Origin of the sequence: Bordetella genomosp. 10 (assembly GCF_002261225.1) — a bacterium.
Classification (GTDB): domain Bacteria; phylum Pseudomonadota; class Gammaproteobacteria; order Burkholderiales; family Burkholderiaceae_B; genus Bordetella_C.
On record NZ_NEVM01000005.1, the window covers coordinates 531945 to 555163 of the forward strand.

The following is a 23219-nucleotide window of genomic DNA, read 5'->3' on the forward strand; positions in this document are numbered from 1 at the left end:
ATGTGTAGATCGTGATCATGACCACATTGGCACAGGGTAGCCTCTCTTATAGGGTTACCCCCGTCATGTTTGCTGCGGCGTCAAGCGTTCCACCAATTGCTCCAAACTCTCAAGTAGCTCCGTACCGCTGTCCTCACGTGCAGGGACAACACTACCCGGACGGGCACGCATTCGCGCCGAAACCAGCGCTCCAGCAGATGCGATGTGCTCGGGGGATGATGACAAAAAGCCGATCGGCACGGCCGTCGCATTATGGGCCAGATTGAAATGGAACATGACACACACCAGGATATCCGGCACGATCAACAGCTCCAGGCTTCCATCCATCAACACCACATCAGTCGCCAACAGACGACTGAATTGATCCTGATAAACGGCTAAGCGCTCTCGGGGCGGACGGCGTGCCGTCGGCACAACGACATGTAACCCCATCGAAGTGCGCTCGCTGCCTTGGGGGGTCAGCACTCGGTCGATCTTCTGTGCTAAGTCACGCGCACCGCGCGTGCGCGCCCACAGCGGCGAATGCGGCGCCCACCACAGCGCTCCCCACTGTAGGGAATCCATTGTCTCGGCAACCTGCTGGGCGTCGGTTTCAGCTTCTTCGTCAGAGAGAGGTTTAGACTCATGCCTAGTGCTCGTCTGTGCCGTTTCAATCTGGATGCGCTCCAACAGTACGGCTGCATTGCGCGGGAGATATAGCGCACCTAGCATTGGCGTAATGCGGTCGTCGTCAGGATGCACGAGCCGAGTCAAATGCACCTCCTCGACATAGCGACGCAGATCGAATGCATCTCCAGTGACGTAGCGCTGCAGCGACGTATCACCGAATGTCTGAATGAAATCCCTCAGCCGTTCGTTGTTGCCCCGCTCCTGGCTAGCCAACGCGTCAGTGATCGCCTCGGAAATTTCTAGTCGGCTACCGAAACTCTTGTCGTCAATGTCACGGCGGATAGTCGTCTGCCCGCCCAGATCGAGGTGGAACGTGCATGACAGCGGTATGCTGAAGCGCTCGCCAGCGTCAATGGCGCTGATCTTGTAGATCTCGGCCTTTTCCTTAGTGCAGATCTGGCGGAAATTCTGCTGGAAGGACTGCTCCGCATACTGCCGGGTACGTGACTGCTTGTCTAAGTTTCGCGTAGCCAGTTCGATCTGGGAGCGTACCCGCTTCAAGCGACTCGGTCGCTCTGCCGGGCTAAAGCTGATCAAATCGAATACGACTTCGGCGCTCCAGTCCTGTATCTTGAAAAAGCGAGGCAGATTGTCCGAACTGTCCTGGAAGCGTGCCAACGCGTAGGTTGTAAGTTCCAGGTGGTCGTCATTCCACTGCAGCAGCCGCTCGTCCAACAGGGACTTGAGAACGGCATCGGTTTCTTTTTTCGAGAAGCCAAAGAAATCCTGAATCTGCGTGGGGCTGAGCGTACCGCAGACGTATGCGATGCGCAAAGCAAACTCCGTGACCACGGGTAGTGCTTCTTCGGCGCTAATGGCACATGAGATCGCGAAGCTCTGTGCGGGAATGGCGAATGTAATCTCGTCAACTGCGAGATGCTCGCGCAACTGCTGTTCTTCGAGCGTGATCATATCGCCGCCCCTCCCATTGCAGAAGCCTGAACTATCGCAAACGCCTTATCGTCTCGGTGCGACTCAATGTGTGCAAGCACCCGTCCCATCGGTGACCGCTGGTGACGTTCGCGCCACATACGAGCGGCCCCCACAATCACTAGGCGCTCCATGGCACGCGAAATTGCCACATTCACCCGCTCGTTGCTACTCAAGAACCCCTGCTCAAAACGGCCGTTATTACGTGTAGTGGACACGATAATGATCCGGTTCTCCTTACCCTGGTAGCTGTCGACAGTGTCGATCTTGATTAGCCGCCGGTAGCCCGTGGCCCAATCCTGCTCGCTGAGGAGCCTTTGAAGCAGACGCTCCTGCGCCGCGTACATGCAAATGACCCCGATTGGCTTCTCGTCCTCGGCACAGTTGTCTATCAGTGACTGGATGAAGGATCCCCCAAGGCAGATCGAGCGCAATAAACCCAGGATCTCATGTGCTTCATAGAGGTTGTCGAATCCGGGGGTTTTGGGTCGGTCGTAGGATTCACGTCCGGCATCAGACGTATCGACCCAAGTCACGACTGCACGAATACGCTCGGGGAGTTGGTCGAACCAAGACGGTGGGTCACCACGGCCAGGCTCCAACGGCGTCGGGTAGAAGCAGGCAGACACCAACTTACCGATTGGAGGTGCCATACGGTACTGCGTCTGCAGGGTAGCGCCGACTTGACGACCATAGTCGGATTCGAAAGCACGTTCGAAGTCGCTACGTGTCAGTACCGAGCGGTCCGGCCACTGCAGATCCGCAGCGATCCGCCGCACCAGCGGTTCGGTGTAGAGCGGTGGTAACTGGCGGTGATCTCCAACCAGCAACACGCGACGTCCTGACTGGATTGCGACAGCCAGTTCACCAGGCGTAGCTCGAGCTGCCTCGTCGACGATCACCCAGTCATAGCGGTTCTTTGATACGCCGAACTGGGAACGTCCCAGGCCTACGCAGGTACCGCACACCAGGGAACGAGTTTTGGCGAGAAACTCTTCAAAATTACCGCGCAACGTCCCTAACCGGTCTACCCACTCCTGTGCCATCGCCATGACTTGGTCAAGTCTGGCCGCCGCATCCGCTGAGGTAACACCATAGTTCTCCATAGCGGCGCGTCGCAGTTGTGCAATTGTCTTCGCAGGATCAGTCACATCCTGCACGCCGAATTTTTCCCTCGCCAATGTACGCAGACGATCGGTGCGTTGCTCGACACGCGCCCCCATAGACGCCCGATCCTCCCCTGCCACATTGGCTTCCGCGCGTTTGCGCGCAAGCCGCTCAATGTCCCTTAATAGACGTCCGAGGTAGAAATCGATATCGAACCATGCCTCTACAAAGGCACTGGGTAAACCAAGGTTACGACTAAGCGCCGCGACTCGCTGACGCATCTCGGACCGAAACAAATCGCGGTAGGCCTGCAGAATCGAAGCCGAGTGATACGGCCGCAATTGTTCGGACACCATTCCCTCCGCCCCAAAACGCACCACGTCCAGCGGCAGATCCGTTCGCTGGCACAGTTCAATAACCTTCTCGGCAGCATTGTTGACCGCCTCGTGGGACTGGCTCGCCAACAGAATGCTTTGCGCTCCATGAGACATTGCGTAGTGGATAAAAGATGCGATGAAAGACGTTTTACCCGTCCCAGGGGGACCCTGCAGCAAGCTTAGCGGCCCCTGCGACCACAACCTGGCAAAAGCGTCACGCTGCTGCCGGTTAAGCGAGAACACCAACTCCCCCGCCTCGTTAAAACGGTTGTACGCATCCAACTCTGCATCGGTAGGTGCGAACTGCAGAACTTGAGGTGAAGGACATAGCGCCGGATCAAAGTATTCGATCAGGTTTGGCAAAACCGATTCCCGTCCCAAGATCCGGCTGACGGCAAAATGCCGACGACGAAACGAAGACAGATCCTGCTGGCTGCGCAGTTTGATACAGTCCCCTTCCCCCGTCTGCATTCGAATACGTGGGTTGTCGATCACCAAGATTGCCTGGGTGGTCTCCCGCATGTCGACGTCACCTATCTTCACCAATTCGCCATTGATGTCCTGTAGAGCCTCGACTTTCGCATCCGATTCATAGTCGAGTGCCTCGCCGTCCTTACGATACGGAATGCGCAATTTGTCACGGCGCCCCATCTCGCGTACCACCGGTGCAGCAATCTCCACTTCTGGGAGCGTAGCTTCCTCGGCATCTAGAATGGCTCGCCAGAGCGCCTCGGTCCGAGGCGCAGAGCGCGGCACACCCGCCAACTCTTCTTCGTAGGCGTCCGGCTCTTCCTCGGCCGTATCAAGGCCAAGAATCTGAGCCCGAATGGCGTCGATTGCTTGGCGAATTTCAGGAACCTCATTCAGTACCGCCAATAGATCACTAGCATCGTCGGCCGGCGCAGGTTCAAATTGGATTTCCGCCTTCAGCGTTGCGATTGACTTGGTAGCCATGCGCACGAATTGACTGTGTTGCATGTCGTGTACACGCAGCGACGCAAAGTCGAGCGTCGTGGGCTTAAGCAGAATCAGCAAGCGCCGACGCACTCCAGACAGCGATACTTCCACCTGAGGCTGTTGCCGGTCATTACGCACTCGCTCAATCGCCACCCCAACGTGGAATAGACCGTTGTCTCCCGCCAGTACCGTGCCCGAAGTAAGTTGGCGCATCTTTACAGCCAATTGTGGTCCGGTATCGGGCAATGGCGGATGCAGCAATCGTGCAAGCACGTCATGGATGCGATCAAGCGCATAGACGCGCAGTTCCCGATTCAAGCAGCGCTGAATCTCCTCACGCAAGGGGCTCACATCAGTCCCCTCCCAGCTCGAAACGCGATCCAGCAGTTCTGCGCACATCTTCGCCACGGCATAACAGTCGCGCTGTTCGAGCGACACCGATTCATGGTCTGCCGGTGCATAAGCTGGGTTGTGAGGGCCACCTCCTTGCACCATATCGATGGCATCGATAAAGCGCACCTCGCCTCGTTCTACCAGCACATTTTCAGGATGCAAGTCACCATGCTGCAGATCCAGTCCATGTAGATGCAGCGTGGCCTTCACCAATTTTTGGCACAAGGCGAGAATCTCGGTCGTAGTGTTCCCGACCGCACCGGCTTCCAGCAGACCCTGCCCCTCCACCCACTGCTGAACCAGAAAGGTACCAGCGTCAGAAATCCCAAAATCCACCACCGGTGCCAGTGATGAGCAAGGCTGGGCCTGTACCATGCGCGCTTTGTCGAGAAACATTTTCAGCGCATGGGTTTCTTCGGGACGCTTCGGATCGGGTTGGCGTCCATACCAGATCTTGACCGATACCGAGCGGCCCCCCATAGTCGAACGGTAGAGGTGACTATGGCCTTGCTTGATGTTCTCCTCGATCGGATAAACCACCATTGGCATAACGTCGCTGCGGTAGGGCTCAAAGTCACGCAGATCCATCTCGGCCCGAGAGGGTCGGCCTACAGGCAGCTCGTTCAACGCGTCCAGCATGACCCGGGCGTTCGGGAAACGCGCCGAGGGAACCCAGTCCAAGGCCTTGGCGACCCAGGTAGCCAGGCCATGATCGCATTCCACACCCTCCGGCAGCTCCCATTGAAACAGGCCTTCCTGTTGACCCGGCATACGGAGAAACAGCACATGATGCGCGGCAGCGCCGAGCAAGTAGACATCGCCCTGGAATGCGTCGCTAGGCTCACCTTCACCCAGTTCGGAGTCCTCGGGTAGCACCGCCCTACCGGCACGTAGACTGTCTCGCAGCGACCCCACCGTACCGGCCTCTGGAAAATATGCGGCCAGAAATCCCGAGATGGACACCTTCGACGGTCGTTCGAGCCAGATGCTGTGATCACTGACATCTCGATGGGCCACGCCAGCATCGTGCAGTTCCGCGAAGTGCGACAATAGAACCTTAACTAGGGCTAGACGATCTGCGAACGATAGATCCTGCCCGTGACGGTGCACGAACTCGTTGAGCCGCAGCTGGCGCGAGGGCAAGCGGTAGAGCTCGCAGAAATCTGCATCAATGTCATCCCGAGTGGGATGGGACAGTGGCTGAAGCACCACGCCATCCAATTGTTCACACTGTTCGTGAATGAAACCTAGCACCTTATGCTCGCGCAGCGCGATGTGCGCCCGCTCGTCAAGGGTGTCCGCAATTCCGGTGAGTGTGGAGAAGTCCCAGCGCCGCAGCAAAGCTTCGTGCCGCTGGTCGTCCTTCTTGACCGACTTGTACTCCTTGTACAGGCCCTGCGGATGTGAAAAGGTTGCCTCTCCAACGATCTGGAAATTACCAAATGAGAAACCAGCCGGTTTAAAGTCCCGGCCGCGGAAGAACTGCGTGAAAGTCTGCAAGTACTGATCGGGTTTGCCAGCGCGTGGGGGGTCGAATTCCTTCCGATAGCCGCCCTGCTTGGCAATCTTCAAAAATTGATCCAATGTTAAGACGAAGGCTTTTTCGTCATCCGGAATCGCGGAAAAGTCCGCGGTTCCACACATCACTACACGGTAATCGATGTACACCGACTTGGCCGGCTCAGCGAGGCGATTTCGGATCTTGGACGAAAGGATCTTCCACTTGTCTGCAAGTACCTTGACGGGCGAACGCCCCATGTCGTCGCCGTCGCGCAGCCAGTGATCCTGCATGGGCTCAATCTTGCCGCGCCACTTTTTTAGCTCGACTAGAAGCAGTCGATCATGAGTCAGCAGCACCAGATCGATCTCACGATCTCGATACGTAGTATCCATCATCATGAAACCGGCATAGCCCTGCCACGTCAAGCTGAAATCGGATGCATTAAACGCTTGGCGCATCCGTTCCAGCGCCTCCTTTTCCGAGGCATGAATGCCGTCACTGCTGATAATGTCGATCTTCATTCTATTGCAACCTGGGTCGCGCTCCGCGGGTTAATTCCGACGTGTTTTCGCTGCCGACTGTCCGCGCAAACATGTTGCGCCGGATCAGATCTGTTAGCGAATCGTTACAGACACTATAGCCTGCCCCCCCAGACAGGCCTAGGTCGACCCACTCCTGTAAACATAGGGAAAGGGGGCATCCAGACGATGGTTTCTGGCCCCTGAACTAACACCACGGCAAGTTGGGACCATTTGACTGTAGAGTTAGGCGCCAGAAACCATTTGGTAGTAAGAAAAATAGATGTTGCCCGTTTGTGCGGCATGCCGCTTCTTTCGCAGCATGAGGCTTACGAAGTCAATACGCTCCTCAAATACCGCCATTAGATCTCCTCCATCCATTAGAAGAATGGACGCACCGCCCGCCTGGTGGGCTGCAACTCCGTCCTGTGAAAATCCGTTGATTGAGAGGAAAATTCCAAGCGTATTCTCGAGTTTTGTGCGCACTTTGTCAGAAAACGCGGCTAAGGATGCCTTGTTAACAAGCTCTTTATGCCATTTAGCCTCGAACAAGTACTCGGTGCCGTCAAGAGTGAACGCACCATCAAGCTGTTCACCTAAGTTCTTGAAGGAGGCTTTGGGGTCCAGATCGAAGAGCTCGAAGAGCTCGTACATGACTCGTTCAAGATCAAACCCCCTACCTTGCGGGTCATTAGAGCTAATTAGTGCCATGTACCTATTCTTAATGGCCTCAAGCTTCTGACGAACCGCTGCATTTTGACGAAGTTTTTGTGCGGCGCTCTCCTGTCGCTTTTTGATTTCATCTTGTTCCCGTTTTATCTCTTGATGAGGCTCAACTAACTGGCGCAACTGATTGACTGCACTACGCGCCTTTTCAACCTTGGCAGGGCCATCATCAAGGGGCTTGAGGTGAGAAAAGTCTGTCAGTTTGCACAGCTCGTAGCAGACTTTGGTGAGATCGCCGAGGTGCTTTTCTGGATTGGCAACGAGGAAATCAACAACATCAGAGGCGATCTGACGTTTGTAGTTTTCCCAGTTAAAACTATGTAGGATGGCAGGATTTGACAAGCATAGGCTTAGAAAACCACGTAGATCGGACTTGTACCAATAGACCGAGCATAGGGCTTCTTTAAGCGCCATGACGCCCGTAGGTGAAAGCTGCTTTGCCATGATGCTTCCTTGGATTTATAAGGGCCTACCGAAAGCTACATACGCTCAAGAGTCCCGATTCAGTTTGCTTCATCCTTCATATCACCTCTGCTCGCGTAGGTAGTTGACCAACAATGTAGCCATCTCCCCTGTGGACAGTTTGCCGGCCCTCTTGAGTGCGACCAGCAAATCCTGCACGCGCCCTGACAACACCTCATTACCTGCGAGTGATGTGACCACCTGAGCCCAATCATCCATTGCAGTGGGCGTATAGGACACCTTGAAATGCTGCGATAGCTCTTCCACGAAGTGTGCGACGCCCGTTGTCGGCACTTCGCGCAGGCATTCTCGCTCTAGGTCGTAAAAATTTGATTTGAGAGCTGCACCATGAGACCCCGAAGTCACCGGACTTCCACGGTTTTCAGATGCTGGAATGGCGCTCAACTCTGGGAAGCCGGAACGCTTATCCATGCGGAACACCCTCCATTTCATCTCTAGCAGCAGCAATAACTAACTCAGGATCAGCCGCCAGCACATCCTGCAGACGCCGCCCACCGAGAAAACTGCTGTTCGACCGAAACCAGTAGGCCAGACCCCATCCGTCTTTAGTATCGGCGATAATTTCCAAAATGGACTTGAGAGCCTCTCGCGGCCGCCACCCGCTCTCGTGATTCAGACCGTAGGCCGGAAAATAGTTGATGCCGTTGTGATTGATCAAGAACACTCGCCACTCGCGTATCCATTCGCCGAGTTCCGTATGTGGGTGTGCTGAGTTCAAGCCGATCAGTTCGGTCAATTCAGCGACGGACAACCATCCCTCCTCTTCCATCGTGACCTCGCGTGAACGCTCGAGCATCGAGATCTCCTTAGCGAGAATATCTGTCGGTCTGTTGTTGTCGGTCATGCCAAAAAGATCAGTCTCGAATTATTAACCAGCGATCTACGCCCACCGAAGGACATGCTGATACGTGACACCCACTTAAGCACACACTAATGTCATTGCTCTCATGGAGTTCCATTACCTCTCAAACCTATAAGCCAAGTTGTGTATTCCTATACCCCATGCAGCCTAGAAAAAGAACAGGCTTATTTTTACTTAAACCAATCCAAAGAAAAATTACCCTTATTGAAGGGTATCAACCATGGCTAGGCATCAACTGACAGATCGTAAGATCACTACTTCCAAACCCAGGGAAAAAGAGTATTTTCTCACCGATGGTGACGGCCTCTACCTTCGAATTCGTCCGGGCACGCAAAAACGACCTGCTGGGCCTCGAACGTGGATTTTTCGCTACATGAACCTGTCCGGCAAGCCAGATAAGAAGTCTCTAGGCTCCTATCCAGTACGCTCACTTGCCTCAGCACGTGATGAAGCGGGGAAATGCCGACAATTGCTCTTAGACGGGATAGATCCGCGCTCCAGTCAACAAAGAATTCCCAAAACAGTCGTGCAGGCTGTTGAACAATGGATCAAGGAATCTCTCATAGGCCGGCGCCTGCCACACGGCGTCCATGTGTGTAGGTTACGCCTTAAAAAGCATATCCTCACCCATATCGGCAATGACAGCCTGAGGACACTCACGCGTTCTAAGCTCGTCAGTATTCTCGATCGCATCAGACTCAATGGAGCTCCAGCTCAGGCGGGTAGCGTCCTCATTGATATGGTGCAGATGTTGAACTACGCCGAGGACAGAGATTGGATTGCCAAGAACCCAATCCGCACGTTGAAGAAGAAAGATATCGAAGTCAGAGATGTCGTGCGTGACCGCGTCCTATACCCACCTGAGATCTTGCTACTGCGCGATAGCCTAGTCAAGCCAATCTATATGACAAACACGTGCAAAGCAGGAATATGGATTTCACTCTCCACGCTATGCCGAGCGGGTGAGGTTGCTGCCTGTACGGAACACGAAATTGACTGGCAAAAACGAATATGGCGTTTAGCACCTGAGCGAAACAAATCAAAACGCGAGCACATCATTCATCTTTCAGACTTCGCCTTTTACTGGTTCTGCAAACTTCGTGACTCCCCAGCTCGAAGAACAAAGTATCTCGTGCCAGGCCGAAAGGGCGCTCTTCACGCAAAATATAGCTCCTTTTCATATCAAATCACGGCAAGGCAACAAGGCGACCGAAACATTCGAGATGCCGGCAGTCTTGCTTTACCGAAAGGGAAATGGACCATGCATGATCTGCGCCGCACTGGCGCAACGTTGATGGGTGAACTCGGCGTCCCCGAAGACATTATTGAACGATGCCTCAATCACCGCATGGGAAATTTGGGGGAAAAAAATACGTTGATCTACACGTATCAGAAGCAGCAACGCTTGCTTGAGCGAAAGATGGCCTTCGACACACTGGGAAAATACCTAATGAGCATGCTCGGTCATCCGGACACTTGGCGACCGACATCTGAGCCATCGCCTCTTCTTGTCGAGCCTCCTGACATGCTTGGACAATACCAAAAAGAATGGCTAGCTGCCGGTCGGCAGCTAGCCATTCTTCTTCAGAAGGAAACGATGGAAAGTCTTTCGGCGAAAGAACAAACTCAATCAGTTGCTTTCACCTAATCATCTCCTCCCTCTATTTCAACGAACTGTTAACGAAGCACCGCACTATGCACCAGTACCAGGCTTCTTGGCCTGAACCATATGGTCCTACTCAATTGCCAGAGTTAGTGCAAGAACGTGGATAAAAACAATGAGAAGGAGCGGAAGATTGAGCAATCGGCCGGAGCCAGATCGTTCCTTGCGCTGCAACGCCACATTATGCGTCTAGCGGGCCCAGTGTCTTGATTTTTCCGTCGGCATGATGCGTCGCTGTGCCATCCACTACGTCCACATAGATATAGTGGTAGGTAGGGCTTGCGGGGCATCACCGCATTCTAGCCTCACTGCTATTGCTGCTCTCAAAGTTCAGAAAACGCCATAGGTGGCTGAATTTTTTGAATTTTTCAAGAATGGGAAAAGCTACCAGCGCGAACCGTGGTGGCTTGGTACAGCGCTTGGGAGATCAGGCTATTCGTGCGTAGGTCTTTCCATCCAAGACTCGTTTTACTTGGTCCACGTCTTTCGCTCCGATGCGCACGTAAATTTCCTCGGGCGTGTGGTTTTTGGCGAGTTCGCGTATTGCCTTGACTTGGACCACGGATAAGCGCCCGTCCCGCCCGCAAATCTGCGCTATCGCCCAGTCGTTGTCCCTCCACTTTTCGGCGACCCATGGCGCCGGCAATCCCAAGCGGGGATGGTCATTCAGCCACTTGTGCAGAATCTTGTCGCGGTCATCGGGCAGAGGAACGACGCCTTTCGAAAGCAATCCGTTTTCGCGCAGGTAGCGCAGGCCGCTCTTTCCGCCCGGCACCATATTGAGCCGGCGTTCGTCATCCCAATGCCCTTCCACCAGGAACTCTTCCGCCTCGTAGAGCTGCTCCAGATCGTCGGTGATAGCCATCACCTTGTGGTGCACGTACGTGAGACGCCTATCCTCTTGCTCTTCTCGAAATCGGCGATGGAAAAGCAATGGACTGCCCGTCTCAATCGCGCGACGGTGCTCGGACCAGCGCTTTTGCCAGCTACGGGTGGACACACCCACATAAAAGGACCCGTCGTCGGGGTACGACGCACCAGCGCCGAAGATGTGCTGGTAGAGGACGTATGCGCGTTCGGGGTAGTGCCTGGGCGATAGCAGGAAGTGCGCGGGCACCGAAAATACAAGGCTAGGGCTCCTGATGGTGCTTTCGTCAATCTGCGTAGCTCCACGCATGGCCGTAGCCAAGTACGCGGGGTCAGTAACGACTTCCACCGAAATCGTAGGCTGGATAGCTAACTCGCCTTCGCCCAGGACGCCGAGACCGTACTCTGGCTTGCGGTCCACCGTTCTGTGCCCATCCATGAGCTTCCGGAACGGAGAGATGAACCCCGGACGGTCGCCCATGAAAATCATGCGCACCACGGGTATCACTTGGCCTGGCTTGAGCCTAAACACGCCGTGGGGATTCTCAGCCACCCGCGCCCATTCCCGCCCGTAGTCGGAGGACCGCACGAAGTCTTCAAGCAGTTGCTCAACCTCGCGCCGCCGTCCAATCATCGACTTCGGCGCCAGATGCTCCCACCATGCCTTGTTTAGCTTCATCGCGTCACCGCCTATCCTTCAAAAGCAGGCCGGCCAAGCCCATCGTTGGCGTGCCGTTTGAGAGCCCAGCTTGCACGTCTGTTGCTCCTCCTTCCAAACCAGCGCCGAACGCGGCATCGCCTTGCGGGGCATCACCGCACTCTAGCCTCACTGCTATTGCGGCGCTCAAAGTTCAGAACACGCTCTAACGCCGCCAAATTCACCGCTCAGATGGACCCAAACACCAGCTAACCTACCGTTATAGAACTGCACGCAACTCGTACCGCCAATCATGCCGGTGTGCTAAACCCTGAATTTGACCAACGCTACACCCATCCTTCAAGCCGAACCTACTCGAAGGGGCTCCTACTGATATTGCTCAAGGGGCGGTTGGAGTCGCTACTGAGCGCGAAGCCCGTGGATCTGCCGCAGATGGGACGGTGCTCCAAGATCATTGCTAACGCCACTGGGGAGGAGCTTCAACGATCTACTGGTCCTCCGCCCCCATGGCCTTCCTAATCACCGCTTTGGTGAAAATCTAAATGGCAAGACAGTGCTGCTCTCTGCTGCGGCCACTGGTTGATTTGAACTAGTGGGCACCGATCGCAAGCGAGCGAGTTGGAGAACCTTAGGCTTGCCCTGGAAGTACCCTTCAGGCAAGCCAGTCAGCATTTCAATATCATGCACAGCCAAGCCAAGATGCCTAGGAATCGAGTCGAGTGGCATGACATTTTCCTCGACAAGAAGATCAATTGTTCGACGTAGCAAACGTGGTTTCTCTGGTACCCGATCGTCGTCGCCTGGCTCCGACTTAGCCCCCCAACGTGCAGACCGCCGTTTGAAAAGCAACTGAGCAGCCTCTTCATCCAAAATCTTCAGTGCACGCAAACGCATCACGATCGCAGCAACAGAGACACCCCAGCGGCGCTTTAACAAGAGGAGGTCGTCCAAGGTGACAGGCGTACGCACTTCATTCGCAAACGTTTCGGCGGGCAATAGAAACGCGCCCGCAAAGCGATGTGCTTGCTGCTCCAACTGTTTGTGACGATCGCGCTCTGTCGGTCGTGGAATATGTCGATGCAAAATCAGATGGCCGAGCTCATGGGCTAGGTCAAAGCGGCTTCTATAGCCATTGTCCTTGTCAGCGGACAACAGCACGAGCGGACGCCCAAGTGCTTCACTCCATGCCGATAGCCCTTCGATTTGGGAAATGCCGGTCTCCTCGCGAATGAGGATCACCCCGGCACCTTCAATCGCTAACGCAAGATCTGGTACTGCGGTACGACCGATGCGCCAGAGATCGCGGCATTCGCTCGCAGCGAGCTCGATCTCATCCGGCGTGATCTCGTCGGGCTCCGTGAATGCCCTCGTCGGCAAATTCAACGCTGGATAGTCCACGAACTCCGACAGGGCAAGCGAAACGTCTTGGGCCCATTCCAAGCGGGCCTCTAACATCGCACGCGCAGCGACATGCGCTGACGCATTGCTGCGAAAGAGCGGCAACGACACCTTGGCCGAAGGCGACCGCGTAAACCACTCCGGCGTCACATTAACCACGCTCGCCAGGCGCTCAAGAGCATCACGCTCTGGCGCCTGACTACCTGACCGCCATTTGCTGACCGTGGCGGGAGACACACCAACTAGTGAGGCTAACTGTGCTTGGCTCAAGCGCCGAGCGGAAAGAACTTGACTCAGGCGTTCGCGCTCAAAGCCCTGGATACCACCGCGGCTCATGGTGCTCCACCATCGTTGCCCTGCTTCTTGATTTTCTTGAGTTTGGGCTTGGCCAGATCGTCTTGCGCCGCCGGCTTCTGCTCGTAGCGTTGCAAGAATTCATTAAGCGGCTCTTTGAAGAGCCAGCTACGCATGTCCCGATTGGGAACGGCGATCTGGATCGACATGGGCGACTCGGGCTGGATATGCAACGACCCGGAAAAACACGCCACAAAGAACGCCACAGCTTCGGCTGGAGGCATGTACCGACCAAACAACTCCGGCTGCACCAACGGCTCGATGGCTTGGTTCGCAAGCGACATCTGACGGCGCGTGTGGCTACGCCGGCCATTGACCCAGAAACCATCCGGGATATTGAACCGAGCCAGGGTAAAGATTCCGCAGCGGCCGGTGACGATGCCATTGCCGCGGATCGGGGTCGGCGAAGCTTCTTCCGTCGCCAAGACACGATGAAAGGCTTCATTCATGTGAAAGTGCCGCCCGTGCCCCACTATATGAGGAAGATGCCCCTCATCCATGCCTTTGGAGGCAGCGTAGGCGCGCTGTGCACCGGCTTCCAGGGCTTCCTCAACACCCATGACCAACCCGCGAGGGATGTTACGCACTAGCAGTTCAGGGATTGAGTCTTTCAGTGGCTGAGTCATAGGTGCCTCAAAGTCGGATTTCGCTTATCGGGATTCTATATCAAATTTATTTCGCTTAGAACCATAGTCACCCTACCAAGTTGCGGCTCAATTGCTTCCTCACCGAAGCCCTTCATGCATCTCGCAAAATGTTGAACAGGTACCCAGACATCATATAAATATGCTCTGAGCTGCATAAATTCCCCGTTATTGACAAAAATATGCGATAAAGCGCATATTTTGAAGCGACCTCCCGCCATAGAGTTGACTGTCACACCGCTAGATTGCCAGGATAATTTATGCATTCAGACGCATATTCCTCGATGAGAACATTGCCAGACGTCGGGACGCGCTTCAAAGCCATGCGTAAGGAGACACATAAAACGCAAGGGCAGCTGGCCGCCATTACCGGCATGCGGCAGGAGGCAATCTCCCGCTTCGAGACTGGATCTGCAGCTGATTTTTCTCTGAGCAAGTTGCTCAAGCTGCTGGAAGCGCTAGACCTGGAACTTGACTTCAAACCGGCAGTACGCCGGCCAACGCTTGAAGATCTCCTGACCGAGCGACGTAGCCAGTTGCAAGAGAAGTCGGATAGGTCTGGAGCCTGAGCAATCCCGTCAGGGAATCCTATGACATGGCCGAGCCCATCGACACGGATGGATCAAGCACCGGCTACCCCATCTGCTGGGCATAACGCCGCTGGCTAACGGGCCGAATGCGGGCCCGGCGGTTGATTGCAATCGCCTCAGTCCTAAGCCTGCGTAAGGCCACGACAACTTGTACCCGAATCTGTACCCCAGATCATAAGGTCCATGGGATTTTATTTTTATTAATCAAAAACTTAGATCGATAGTTAGATAGTTGCGGTAGTAGCAGCCGATGTACTTGTTCGACCGCAAGGCATGGTGCGATTGCGTATCGACGGACTCCCAACTGCCCTCGCGCGTCAGCGACGTGCCGCCGATGCGCCGCAACTGATGCCGCAACGTCGGGCAGCGATAGCTGACCGGCCAGGGATTGAGCGCCAACCCCTTGCGCGGTCCGAGAAAGGCATAGCGGTCGGTGGCGCGCAGGACCAGCGGGCGGAATGCGCCGTCCCGGCGCCCCGAATAGCGCTGCACGAATCCCGGCCAGCGATCGTCGGTGAAGGCCAGCGCCAGCCGGTCCCGCTGCGTCGCCGCGCCCAGCGCGGCTTCGGGCCACTCGGGATAGTTCGCCCGCAGCACTGCCCGCATGGCCCGTTGCCGCGTCTCCGGCAAGTCGCGCAGTATGGCCTGCGCCGCGCGCGAGAGCACGCCATGCACCAGCGCATCGTGACGCGCGTGGGCCTCGGCGAAGCGATCCAGCGCGCCGGGCACGCCGTCGATGCGGACCGCGCTGGCGTAGGCCGCCGCGTGGGACGGACCGTAGAACCGCGCGATCAGCATGCCCGGCGGGTTGCCGCGCCGGAAGCGCGCCGCCTCGTTCTCGCCGAACTGCGCCCAACTGGCGAGGGTCGCGACATGCGCCAGCGCGATCTGATGCGCGACCTGCGTGCGATTGACGTAGGCCAGCAGGTTCAGCGCCCGCGCCTGCACCAGGGCGCCGCTGTACGCCGCGGCGTCGGCCGCGTGCGTCAGGCGCACGCGGGCGGCCACGGTGTTGCCATGATCGTGCAGGACCACCAGCGACAGGACCCCGACCGAAACGAGGCCCAGCGCGAGCGGCAAGGCATAACCGCGCGCCCGCCTTCTCACCGCCCGGCTCCGGCGGCGGCATTGCCGGTAAAGGATTTGAGGGTCTTTTCCTTGACCTGGCTCTTGGCCTTGGAGGCGGCCATCTGCGCCTTATTGCTGGCGTCGGTGCCGTTTTCGCCGGCCAGTTCCCGCGCCATCGCGGCGGTCTGCGCGCGCACGACCTGCCCGAACAACTGATAGACGGCGATCGCCGCCACCGCCACCAGGGCCACGACGACCACGTATTCGGTCATCCCCTGCCCCAACTGCGCCAGGCGCCGCCGCGGCCTCGGTCCCGTCCGTCCGGACGCGCGCCGGACGGCGAACGAAGCGGCAAGGCCATCGGCCCGGGCCGCCGGGGCCCGAAAACCGGTCTGAGTTGATCCCCACATGAAAGTCCCCTGAAGAAATGGAAGGGACTTCAGTGTGGGCGCGTCCGCCGCGGCTCGCTATCCGCAAATGCCGACGTAGCCAAAAACATCCGGCCGGCGAACGCCGGCCCGGCCGGGCTATGCCTGCAAGGCCGGAACCCGCGAACGTTGCAACCTCACCGGAATGGACTTCGACGTCGGCGTGTTCGACACGTCGCCCACGCTGTCCAGCGGCACCAGCGGATTGGTCTCCGGATAATAGGCGCCCAGGCAACCTGGCGGAATGTCGTATTCCACGAGCAGGAAACCGTCCGCCCGCCTTTCCACGTCGTCATCCCACACGGTGAAGATGTCGACGCGCTCGCCCGCCCGCAGGCCCAGGCGCGCCAGGTCCGCCTGGTTGATGAACAGCACGCGGCGCTGGCCGAAGACGCCGCGGTAGCGGTCGTCCAGCGCATAGATCGTGGTGTTGTACTGATCGTGCGAACGGGTGGTCATCAGGACCATGACCTCGTCGCCATGGCGCAGCCGCGCCCGCTCGATCGGCGTATCCGTCTCGATCTGCGCGACGATGAAATTGGCCTTGCCGCTGTCGGTTTTCCAATCGCGTTCGCGCGACGCCACGCGCAGGTGGAAACCGCCCGGCTGCGCGATGCGGCGGTTGTAGTCCTCGAAGCCGTCGAATACCGCCTCGATGGCGTCGCGGATGCTGGCGTAGTCGTCCGCGTAATACAGCCAATCGACCTTGGCGCTGCCCAGCGTGGCGTGCGCCATGTTCGCGACGATGGCCGTTTCCGACATCAGGTTGGGCGAGGCCGGCTTGTTCATTCCGTAGGACACGTGCACCATGCTCATCGAGTCCTCGACGGTGACGCCCTGCGCCACGCCGCCGCGGATGTCGATTTCGGTGCGCCCCAAGGTCGGCAGGATCAGCGCTTCCTTGCCGTGCACCAGGTGGCTGCGATTCAGCTTGGTGGTGATGTGCACGGTAAGCGCGCAACCGCGCAAGGCCTCCCACGTCCGCGGCGTGTCCGGCGTCGCCATGGCGAAGTTGCCGCCCAGCCCGATCAACACCTTGACGCGGCCTTCCTCCATAGCCTCGATGGTTTCCACCACGTCGTAGCCATGCGCCCGCGGCGGATCGAAATCGAAGACGCGGCCCAGCCGGTCCAGGAAGGCCGCCGTCGGCTTGTCCTCGATGCCGACCGTGCGATTGCCCTGGACGTTGGAGTGTCCGCGCACCGGGCACAGGCCGGCGCCTTCGCGGCCGATATTGCCGCGCATCATCATCAGGTTGGACAGCATCTGGATGGTGGCCACCGAATTCTTGTGCTGGGTCAGTCCCATTCCCCAGGTGGCGATGACGCGCTTGCCGGCCACGTAGATGCGCGCCAGGCTCTCGATCTCCTCGCGCGACAGGCCCGATTCGCGCTCCAGCGGCGCCCATTCCTGCGCGCGCAGGTCCGCCGCATAGGCCTCGAAGCCGGCGGTATGGGCCTGGATGAAATCCACGTCCAGCACGCGCGGCGCGCCCTCGGCCACCGCGTCGTCGTCCAGTTCGAGCACCCGCTTGGCGACGCCCTTGATCAAGGCGAAATCGCCGCCCAGCCGCGGCTGGATGAAGGTCGTGGCGATGCGCGTGCCGGACATCGTCAACATCTCGACGGGACTTTGCGGATCGGCGAACCGCTCCAGGCCCCGCTCGCGCAAGGGATTGATGGAGACGATGGCCGCGCCGCGGCGGGCGCATTCGCGCAGTTCGCCCATCATGCGCGGATGATTGGTGGCCGGGTTCTGGCCGAAGATCAGCAAGGTGTCCGCATGCTCGAAATCGTCCAGCGTGACCGTGCCCTTGCCGATGCCCACCGTGCCCGGCAGGCCGCGGCTGGTGGCCTCGTGGCACATGTTCGAGCAGTCGGGGAAGTTGTTGGTCCCGTACATGCGGACCATCAACTGATAGAGAAAGGCAGCCTCGTTGCCGGTGCGGCCCGAGGTATAGAAAGCCGCCTGGCCGGGATCCGCCAGGCGCTTGAGATGGCTGCCGATCAGCTCGAAGGCCCGCTCCCAGGCGATGGGCACATAACGGTCGGTCGCGGCGTCGTAGACCATGGGATCGGTCAGCCGGCCATGCTGCTCCAGCTCGTACTCGCTCTGCGCCATCAGTTCGGCGACCGTGTGCCGCGCGAAGAAATCGGGCGTCACGCGCTTGGTGGTGGCCTCGGCGGCCACCGCCTTGACGCCGTTTTCGCAGAACTCGAACGTGGACGCATGCTGCCGGTCGGGCCACGCGCAGCCGGGGCAGTCGAAGCCGTCGGGCTGGTTCTGGCGCAGCAGCGTGCGGTAATTGCCGCCGGCCACCTTTTCCTTGATGAGATTCACGGCGACCGCTTTCAGCGCGCCCCAGCCCGCGGCTGGATGATGGTACGGCGCGATGCGCGCCTTCTTGTCCGGAGTGTCCATGCTGTCCGATGTCCTGACGGCGCCGTCCCGCGGAATCGCGGGGGAAGGGCCGGATGAAGCAAGATTACGCGCGCGGACCGGCGCGCAGGGTGCACACCTGCATGGCCAAAAAAAGAGCACAGTTTCAAGAACGGGCCTAGAATCACCAAACTGTGCTCTGAATCAATTCCTGCCCATTCATGAAGCTGTACCAGAAGCTCGCCGCCGAACTCGAACACCAGATCGACAAGGGCGTGCTGCGCGCCGGCGACCGGCTGCCGTCGATCCGCCAGACCCACCAACAGCATGGCCTGAGCGTGACGACCGTGGTGCGCGCCTATTCGCTGCTGGAAAGCCAGGGCCTGATCGAGGGCCGCCCGCAATCCGGCTATTTCGTGCGCCGGCGCGACGCCGCCGCGCCGGCGCCGGGCGCCGGCCTGGCGCCCTCTCGTCCGCAGCCGGCATCCGCGCCGGTGGACGTCAGCCGCTTGGTGCTCTCGACGCTGCGCGCCATCGGCAGCGGCAGCGCGGTTCCCCTGGGTTCGCCTTACCCCGACCCGCGCCTGTTCCCCTTCCAGCGCCTGAGCCGCCATGCCCATGCCATCGGCCGCCAGTCCACGATGCTGGGCGTGCCCGACGAACTACCGCCCGGCAACCCGGAGCTGATACGCCAGATCGCCCGCCGCTATCTGGAGAACGGCGCCCGCGTCGATCCCGCGGAAATCGTCGTCACCCTGGGCGCCACGGAGGCCATCAATCTCTGCCTGCAAGCCGTGGCCAAGCCCGGCGACACCGTCGCCGTCGAATCGCCGACCTACTACGCCATGCTGCACGCCATCGAGCGCCTGGGCATGCGCGCGCTGGAAGTCGCCACCGATCCCGAAACCGGCATCGACGTCGACGCGCTGGCCGCCATCCTGGGCCGCCAGCGCGTGGCGGCCTGCATGGTGATGCCCAACTTCCAGAACCCGCTGGGCTACCAGATGCCCGACGCCGCCAGGCGGGCGCTGGTCGAGCTGGCCATGCGCCATGACATGCCCATCATCGAAAGCGACGTCTACCAGGAGCTGCACTACGGCCCGGCGCATCCGGGCTCGCTGAAAATGCACGACCGGCGCGGCCTGGTGCTGCATTGCGGGTCCTTCTCCAAGAGCCTGGCGCCCGCCTACCGCATCGGCTGGGCCATGCCCGGACGCTACCGCGATCAGGTGGAGAAGCTGAAGTTCCTGAATACGCTGACCACGCCGTCGATTCCCCAGCGCGCCATCGCCGAATACCTGCGGCAGGACGGCTACGAACGCCACCTGCGCCGCGTGCGCAGAATGCTGGCGCAGCAGGCGCGCATGATGATGGCCGCCGTGCAGCGCTTCTTCCCGGCCGGCACGCGCACCTCCAATCCGCGCGGCGGCTATGTGCTGTGGGTGCGCCTGCCGCCGCCCCTGGACGCGATGCGGCTGTACCGCCTGGCGCTGGCGCGCGGCATCACCGTCGGTCCCGGCCACATGTTTTCGGCCGGCAGCGGCTACCATAACTGCATCCGGCTGAACTACAGCTACGCCTGGTCGCCGGACATCGAAAAAGCCCTGGCAACCCTGGGCAAGCTGGCGGCGTCCTGCCTGCGCCAGGATGCCGCCGCAAGGAGCCGATGATGGCCGATCCATCCGCCAGCGACGATCTCGACCCCGCCCTGGCCGCCGTGCTGCAGGCCTTCCACGACACCCTGCGCGAAACGCCCGGCAAGCGCCTCTCGCTGGCCCGCCTGAGCAAGCGCGCCGGGCTTCCCATGAGCACGCTGCGCCGCCTGCTCACGCAACTGGAGGACGCCGGCCTGGCGATCGTGACGATGGACGAGAACGGCGCCGGCAGCGTGGCGCCCACGCCGGAACTGCTGGGCCTGATCGACGACCTGCTGGGGTGATTTGCGGTGTCCGGAGTACGAAACCCGGAGTACGAAACCCGGCGTACGAAAGAACGCCCCCAATGAGAAACGCCACCCGCGAGGGTGGCGTCCTGGGCTGCAATCCGCAATCAGTTCGGCCGCTTACTTATCGGCGGCATTGCTGATGGCGTTGCCGGCGCGGCTGATATCCTTGCCGGCCCCCGCGACCGTATTGCAACCGGTCAGCACCAATGCGAAGACCATGGATACGGCCATTATGATTTTCGAGCGCATTATGCGTTCTCCTAGCGAAATAAGACGCCGGCGCCTGCGAAGCCGCCGGTCCGGCGACTGAATCATACGATTTCCACGCGCGGTTTGCCCAGTCCCGCCGCGCATGAAAAAAGGCCCCCACGCCGCGCGGCTGCGCCGCTTGCAGCCCTGGGGGCGCGCTACCCGGGGGGCTTACTTGCCGCCCTTGCCGTAGCGCTCGACGCTGCTGACGATTTCCTGATGCGCGGCGTCCACGCCCTTCCAGCCCTTGACCTTCACCCACTTGCCCTTTTCCAGGTCCTTGTAGTGTTCGAAGAAGTGCTGGATGCGGCCGACGTCCTCGGCCGGCAGGTCTTCGTAGGACTTGATGTTGCGGTAAGGCGGGTACAGCTTCTCCACCGGCACGGCCAGCAGCTTGGCGTCGCCGCCGGACTCGTCGTCCATTTCCAGCACGCCGATGGCGCGGCACTTCACCACGGCGCCGATCTGGATCGGGAACGGCGTGACCACCAGCACGTCGGCGGGATCGCCGTCTTCCGACAGCGTCTGGGGGATGTAGCCGTAATTGCACGGATAGTGCATGGCGGTGAGCATGAAGCGGTCCACGAAGATCGCGCCCGTTTCCTTGTCGACCTCGTACTTGACGGGATCGGCGTTCATGGGGATTTCGATGACGACGTGGAATTCTTCCGGCAGCTTCTTGCCGGGGCTAACGCGGTCGAGGCTCATGGTTCTAACCTTTATCAGTCTGGAACGGTTTCGAGAGAAAAATACGTGTGAGGATCGCGGGGCCGGCGCGCAGGGACATCCCGCCCCGGCGCCGGGCTCCCGGCAAGGTCCAGGTCAGGCGCCGCCGCCCGGCTTGCCGTCGTCGGCCTTGCCGACGCGCGGCTTGTCGTGGCCGTCGCGCGGGCTGCTCGCGCCGGAGGGCGATTCCCGCGTCTCGGGCGGAACATCGTCCAGCCCCGCCACCGGCAGGGGCGCGCTATCGAAATAGTCATCCAGCTCGGCCGGCGGCTCGGCGTCGGCGATGAGCGGTTCGGGCGGCATGATGGTCGGGTCGGCCAGGCCCTGTTCGGTCAAGGAACGGGCATCCGGGTCCAGCACATAATCCGCGGCCGGCGCGAACTCGGGCACCGGCTCGTGGACCATGGCGGCCGCCGGGCCCGGCGCTTCCGACGCCTCGGACAGGAAGCCGCTTTCGGCGTCCAGGCGGCGCGGATCGGCCTGCATGTCGGCCGCCGGCAGGGCTTCGTTCGCGGGCAGCACCGGCAGCGCCACGCCCATCGCCACCGCGGTCGCCTCGCGCCAATGGCGGGCCGCTTCCGCGGGACGGTCCAGGCGGTCGTAGAGGCTGCCCAGCAAGGCATGCGTGCCCGGGTCGGCGCGGCGGCCGACGCTGCGCAGGAGATAACGCTCGGCCTGCCCCCACAACTGGCCGACCAGGCACAGGGTGCCGAGCGCGGTCAACAGATCGGGATCGGCGGGACGCTGCTGCAGCCACGATTCGGCGCGCTCCAGGCGGCGCGGCACCTGCGAGGCATCGCAGCGCGCATAGGCCGCCACCAGGCGCGGATCGAATTGGCGCGCGATGGCCGCGTCCAGGATGCGCGCGGCCTCGTCGCCCTCGCCCGCCGCCTCGAAGGCGGCCGCGGCCGCCAGGGCGATTTCGGGCAGCACGCGCTCGTCGGCCTTCATGTCCTTCCAGATGGCGCGCCAGCCGTCGCCGCTGGCGGCGCCGGCGCGCAGGCGCGCCGCGCCGGCCGTGTCGATCACGCGCAGGGCCTCGTTCTTGTCCATGGCGCCGCGGCGCAACAGGCCGCGCGCCAGGGTGAAGACCCGCTCATGGTGATTCAAGGCGCGTTCCGCGCGCAGCAGCAGACGCAGCGTGTGCAGATGCCGCGCGCCGCCGTCCTGCAGGGGTTCGAGCACCTGCAAGGCCTGCTGCGGACGGCCCTGCTCCAGCAGCATGTCGGCGCTGACCGTGGCCACGGCCTCGATCAGCCCGGGGTCCGTGCCGGCGTGCTCGCGGGCGCGGTCCAGCATCACGTCGCGCCGCACGAACTCGCCCAGGCCCTGCGCCGCGCGCGCCGCCGACAGCGCCGCCAGCACGCGCCGATGGCGCGCGCGGGTCTGCTCCAGCAGCTTGGTGAGATCCTTTTCCGCATGGGCGAAGCGGCCCTCCAGCAGGCCGATCCAGCCGCGCTCCAGCAACTCGTGGTCGCGCGCCTGCGCGCGGCGCCCGCGCCAGGCCCGCACCCGCTCCGGAATCGCCAGCAGCCACGCCAGCAGGCGCAGGCCGATATAAATGGCGAGGAACAGGCCGACCAGCAGCAGCACCGCCAATGTCAGCGACATCTCGATGCGGTAGGGCCAGACCAGGATCAATACGTTGCCCGGGTGTGCGCGCAGCACCACCGCCACGGCAACCGCGACAACCGCCAGCAATAACGTCCAGAACCAGGCGCGCATGG

General features: G+C 59.8%; 18 protein-coding genes. 4 read left to right on the forward strand and 14 right to left on the reverse strand.

Going from position 1 to position 23219, the window contains the following annotated elements:
- Nucleotides 1-63: 63 nt before the first annotated feature.
- The 5 genes from CAL29_RS18690 to CAL29_RS18710 form a co-directional block, all read right to left on the reverse strand.
- Nucleotides 64-1581: a hypothetical protein gene (locus CAL29_RS18690; protein ID WP_094854560.1), complete on the reverse strand. Its 1518-nt coding sequence runs from the start codon at nt 1579-1581 to the stop codon at nt 64-66.
- The gene (locus CAL29_RS31870; RefSeq protein WP_218831878.1) at nt 1578-6455 is read right to left on the reverse strand and encodes an AAA domain-containing protein; all 4878 of its coding nucleotides are present in this window, start codon (nt 6453-6455) and stop codon (nt 1578-1580) included. Before CAL29_RS31870 ends, CAL29_RS18690 begins: the two co-directional genes overlap by 4 nt.
- Nucleotides 6456-6698: 243 nt before the next feature.
- Complete coding sequence (locus tag CAL29_RS18705; protein ID WP_094854562.1) at nt 6699-7622, reverse strand: hypothetical protein; 924 nt, start codon at nt 7620-7622, stop codon at nt 6699-6701.
- Between the two features lie 81 nt (nt 7623-7703).
- The gene (locus CAL29_RS31340; protein WP_143277700.1) at nt 7704-8072 is read right to left on the reverse strand and encodes a hypothetical protein; all 369 of its coding nucleotides are present in this window, start codon (nt 8070-8072) and stop codon (nt 7704-7706) included.
- The gene (locus tag CAL29_RS18710) at nt 8065-8505 is read right to left on the reverse strand and encodes a hypothetical protein (protein WP_143277701.1); all 441 of its coding nucleotides are present in this window, start codon (nt 8503-8505) and stop codon (nt 8065-8067) included. The genes CAL29_RS31340 and CAL29_RS18710 overlap by 8 nt, the downstream gene beginning before the upstream one ends.
- 238 nt (nt 8506-8743) lie before the next feature.
- Between CAL29_RS18710 and CAL29_RS18715 the strand changes: the two genes are divergently transcribed.
- Complete coding sequence (locus tag CAL29_RS18715; RefSeq protein ID WP_094854564.1) at nt 8744-10171, forward strand: tyrosine-type recombinase/integrase; 1428 nt, start codon at nt 8744-8746, stop codon at nt 10169-10171.
- Nucleotides 10172-10613: 442 nt separating this feature from the next.
- Here CAL29_RS18715 and CAL29_RS18720 read toward each other — a convergent pair whose 3' ends face one another.
- From CAL29_RS18720 to CAL29_RS18730, 3 genes are all read right to left on the reverse strand, one after another.
- Nucleotides 10614-11732 (reverse strand): hypothetical protein, encoded by a 1119-nt coding sequence (locus tag CAL29_RS18720; protein ID WP_094854565.1) that lies wholly within the window; start codon nt 11730-11732, stop codon nt 10614-10616.
- 498 nt (nt 11733-12230) lie between these two features.
- The gene (locus CAL29_RS18725) at nt 12231-13445 is read right to left on the reverse strand and encodes an XRE family transcriptional regulator (protein WP_094854566.1); all 1215 of its coding nucleotides are present in this window, start codon (nt 13443-13445) and stop codon (nt 12231-12233) included.
- Nucleotides 13442-14089 carry an alpha/beta hydrolase gene (locus CAL29_RS18730; RefSeq protein ID WP_094854567.1) on the reverse strand — a complete coding sequence of 216 codons (648 nt, stop codon included), beginning with the start codon at nt 14087-14089 and terminating at the stop codon, nt 13442-13444. Before CAL29_RS18730 ends, CAL29_RS18725 begins: the two co-directional genes overlap by 4 nt.
- Nucleotides 14090-14367: 278 nt before the next feature.
- Between CAL29_RS18730 and CAL29_RS18735 the strand changes: the two genes are divergently transcribed.
- Nucleotides 14368-14676: a helix-turn-helix domain-containing protein gene (locus CAL29_RS18735; protein WP_256977572.1), complete on the forward strand. Its 309-nt coding sequence runs from the start codon at nt 14368-14370 to the stop codon at nt 14674-14676.
- Between the two features lie 225 nt (nt 14677-14901).
- Here the strand turns inward: CAL29_RS18735 and CAL29_RS18740 are convergent, their stop codons facing one another.
- The 3 genes from CAL29_RS18740 to CAL29_RS18750 all read right to left on the reverse strand — a co-directional run bounded on the left by CAL29_RS18740 (nt 14902) and on the right by CAL29_RS18750 (nt 18614).
- Nucleotides 14902-15777 (reverse strand): pilus assembly protein TadG-related protein, encoded by an 876-nt coding sequence (locus tag CAL29_RS18740; protein ID WP_179284105.1) that lies wholly within the window; start codon nt 15775-15777, stop codon nt 14902-14904.
- Between the two features lie 23 nt (nt 15778-15800).
- Nucleotides 15801-16037: a hypothetical protein gene (locus tag CAL29_RS18745; RefSeq protein ID WP_094854570.1), complete on the reverse strand. Its 237-nt coding sequence runs from the start codon at nt 16035-16037 to the stop codon at nt 15801-15803.
- 255 nt (nt 16038-16292) lie between these two features.
- Nucleotides 16293-18614, reverse strand: a complete 2322-nt coding sequence (locus CAL29_RS18750; RefSeq protein ID WP_094854571.1) for an FdhF/YdeP family oxidoreductase — start codon at nt 18612-18614, stop codon at nt 16293-16295.
- A 179-nt stretch (nt 18615-18793) separates the two neighbouring features.
- Between CAL29_RS18750 and CAL29_RS18755 the strand changes: the two genes are divergently transcribed.
- Both CAL29_RS18755 and CAL29_RS18760 read left to right on the forward strand, forming a co-directional pair.
- On the forward strand, nt 18794-20242 hold the full coding sequence (locus CAL29_RS18755; RefSeq protein WP_094854572.1) for an aminotransferase-like domain-containing protein: 1449 nt from the start codon (nt 18794-18796) through the stop codon (nt 20240-20242).
- Entirely contained in the window at nt 20242-20511 is a 270-nt protein-coding gene (locus tag CAL29_RS18760) for a helix-turn-helix domain-containing protein (protein ID WP_179284106.1), read from the forward strand. The genes CAL29_RS18755 and CAL29_RS18760 overlap by 1 nt, the downstream gene beginning before the upstream one ends.
- Nucleotides 20512-20634: 123 nt before the next feature.
- Here the strand turns inward: CAL29_RS18760 and CAL29_RS18765 are convergent, their stop codons facing one another.
- From CAL29_RS18765 to CAL29_RS18775, 3 genes are all read right to left on the reverse strand, one after another.
- The gene (locus tag CAL29_RS18765; RefSeq protein ID WP_094854574.1) at nt 20635-20766 is read right to left on the reverse strand and encodes an entericidin A/B family lipoprotein; all 132 of its coding nucleotides are present in this window, start codon (nt 20764-20766) and stop codon (nt 20635-20637) included.
- A 171-nt stretch (nt 20767-20937) separates the two neighbouring features.
- Nucleotides 20938-21474 (reverse strand): inorganic diphosphatase, encoded by a 537-nt coding sequence (ppa, locus tag CAL29_RS18770; RefSeq protein WP_094854575.1) that lies wholly within the window; start codon nt 21472-21474, stop codon nt 20938-20940.
- 114 nt (nt 21475-21588) lie between these two features.
- A complete protein-coding gene (locus CAL29_RS18775; protein ID WP_094854576.1) occupies nt 21589-23217 on the reverse strand; it encodes a heme biosynthesis HemY N-terminal domain-containing protein in 1629 nt (542 codons plus the stop codon).
- Nucleotides 23218-23219 lie beyond the last annotated feature (2 nt).

Excerpts from the sequence above, each read along its gene's own strand:
- CAL29_RS31870 (WP_218831878.1), bottom strand. The coding sequence starts at position 6,455 with ATGAAGATCGACATTATCAGCAGTGACGGCATTCATGCCTCGGAAAAG.
- CAL29_RS18725 (WP_094854566.1), bottom strand. The coding sequence starts at position 13,445 with ATGAGCCGCGGTGGTATCCAGGGCTTTGAGCGCGAACGCCTGAGTCAA.
- CAL29_RS18730 (WP_094854567.1), bottom strand. The coding sequence starts at position 14,089 with ATGACTCAGCCACTGAAAGACTCAATCCCTGAACTGCTAGTGCGTAAC.
- CAL29_RS18745 (WP_094854570.1), bottom strand. The coding sequence starts at position 16,037 with ATGACCGAATACGTGGTCGTCGTGGCCCTGGTGGCGGTGGCGGCGATC.
- CAL29_RS31340 (WP_143277700.1), bottom strand. The coding sequence starts at position 8,072 with ATGGATAAGCGTTCCGGCTTCCCAGAGTTGAGCGCCATTCCAGCATCT.
- CAL29_RS18690 (WP_094854560.1), bottom strand. The coding sequence starts at position 1,581 with ATGATCACGCTCGAAGAACAGCAGTTGCGCGAGCATCTCGCAGTTGAC.
- CAL29_RS18750 (WP_094854571.1), bottom strand. The coding sequence starts at position 18,614 with ATGGACACTCCGGACAAGAAGGCGCGCATCGCGCCGTACCATCATCCA.
- CAL29_RS18775 (WP_094854576.1), bottom strand. The coding sequence starts at position 23,217 with ATGCGCGCCTGGTTCTGGACGTTATTGCTGGCGGTTGTCGCGGTTGCC.
- CAL29_RS18710 (WP_143277701.1), bottom strand. The coding sequence starts at position 8,505 with ATGACCGACAACAACAGACCGACAGATATTCTCGCTAAGGAGATCTCG.
- CAL29_RS18760 (WP_179284106.1), top strand. The coding sequence starts at position 20,242 with ATGGCCGATCCATCCGCCAGCGACGATCTCGACCCCGCCCTGGCCGCC.
- CAL29_RS18765 (WP_094854574.1), bottom strand. The coding sequence starts at position 20,766 with ATGCGCTCGAAAATCATAATGGCCGTATCCATGGTCTTCGCATTGGTG.
- CAL29_RS18705 (WP_094854562.1), bottom strand. The coding sequence starts at position 7,622 with ATGGCAAAGCAGCTTTCACCTACGGGCGTCATGGCGCTTAAAGAAGCC.
- CAL29_RS18720 (WP_094854565.1), bottom strand. The coding sequence starts at position 11,732 with ATGAAGCTAAACAAGGCATGGTGGGAGCATCTGGCGCCGAAGTCGATG.
- CAL29_RS18735 (WP_256977572.1), top strand. The coding sequence starts at position 14,368 with ATGCATTCAGACGCATATTCCTCGATGAGAACATTGCCAGACGTCGGG.
- CAL29_RS18755 (WP_094854572.1), top strand. The coding sequence starts at position 18,794 with ATGAAGCTGTACCAGAAGCTCGCCGCCGAACTCGAACACCAGATCGAC.
- CAL29_RS18715 (WP_094854564.1), top strand. The coding sequence starts at position 8,744 with ATGGCTAGGCATCAACTGACAGATCGTAAGATCACTACTTCCAAACCC.
- ppa (WP_094854575.1), bottom strand. The coding sequence starts at position 21,474 with ATGAGCCTCGACCGCGTTAGCCCCGGCAAGAAGCTGCCGGAAGAATTC.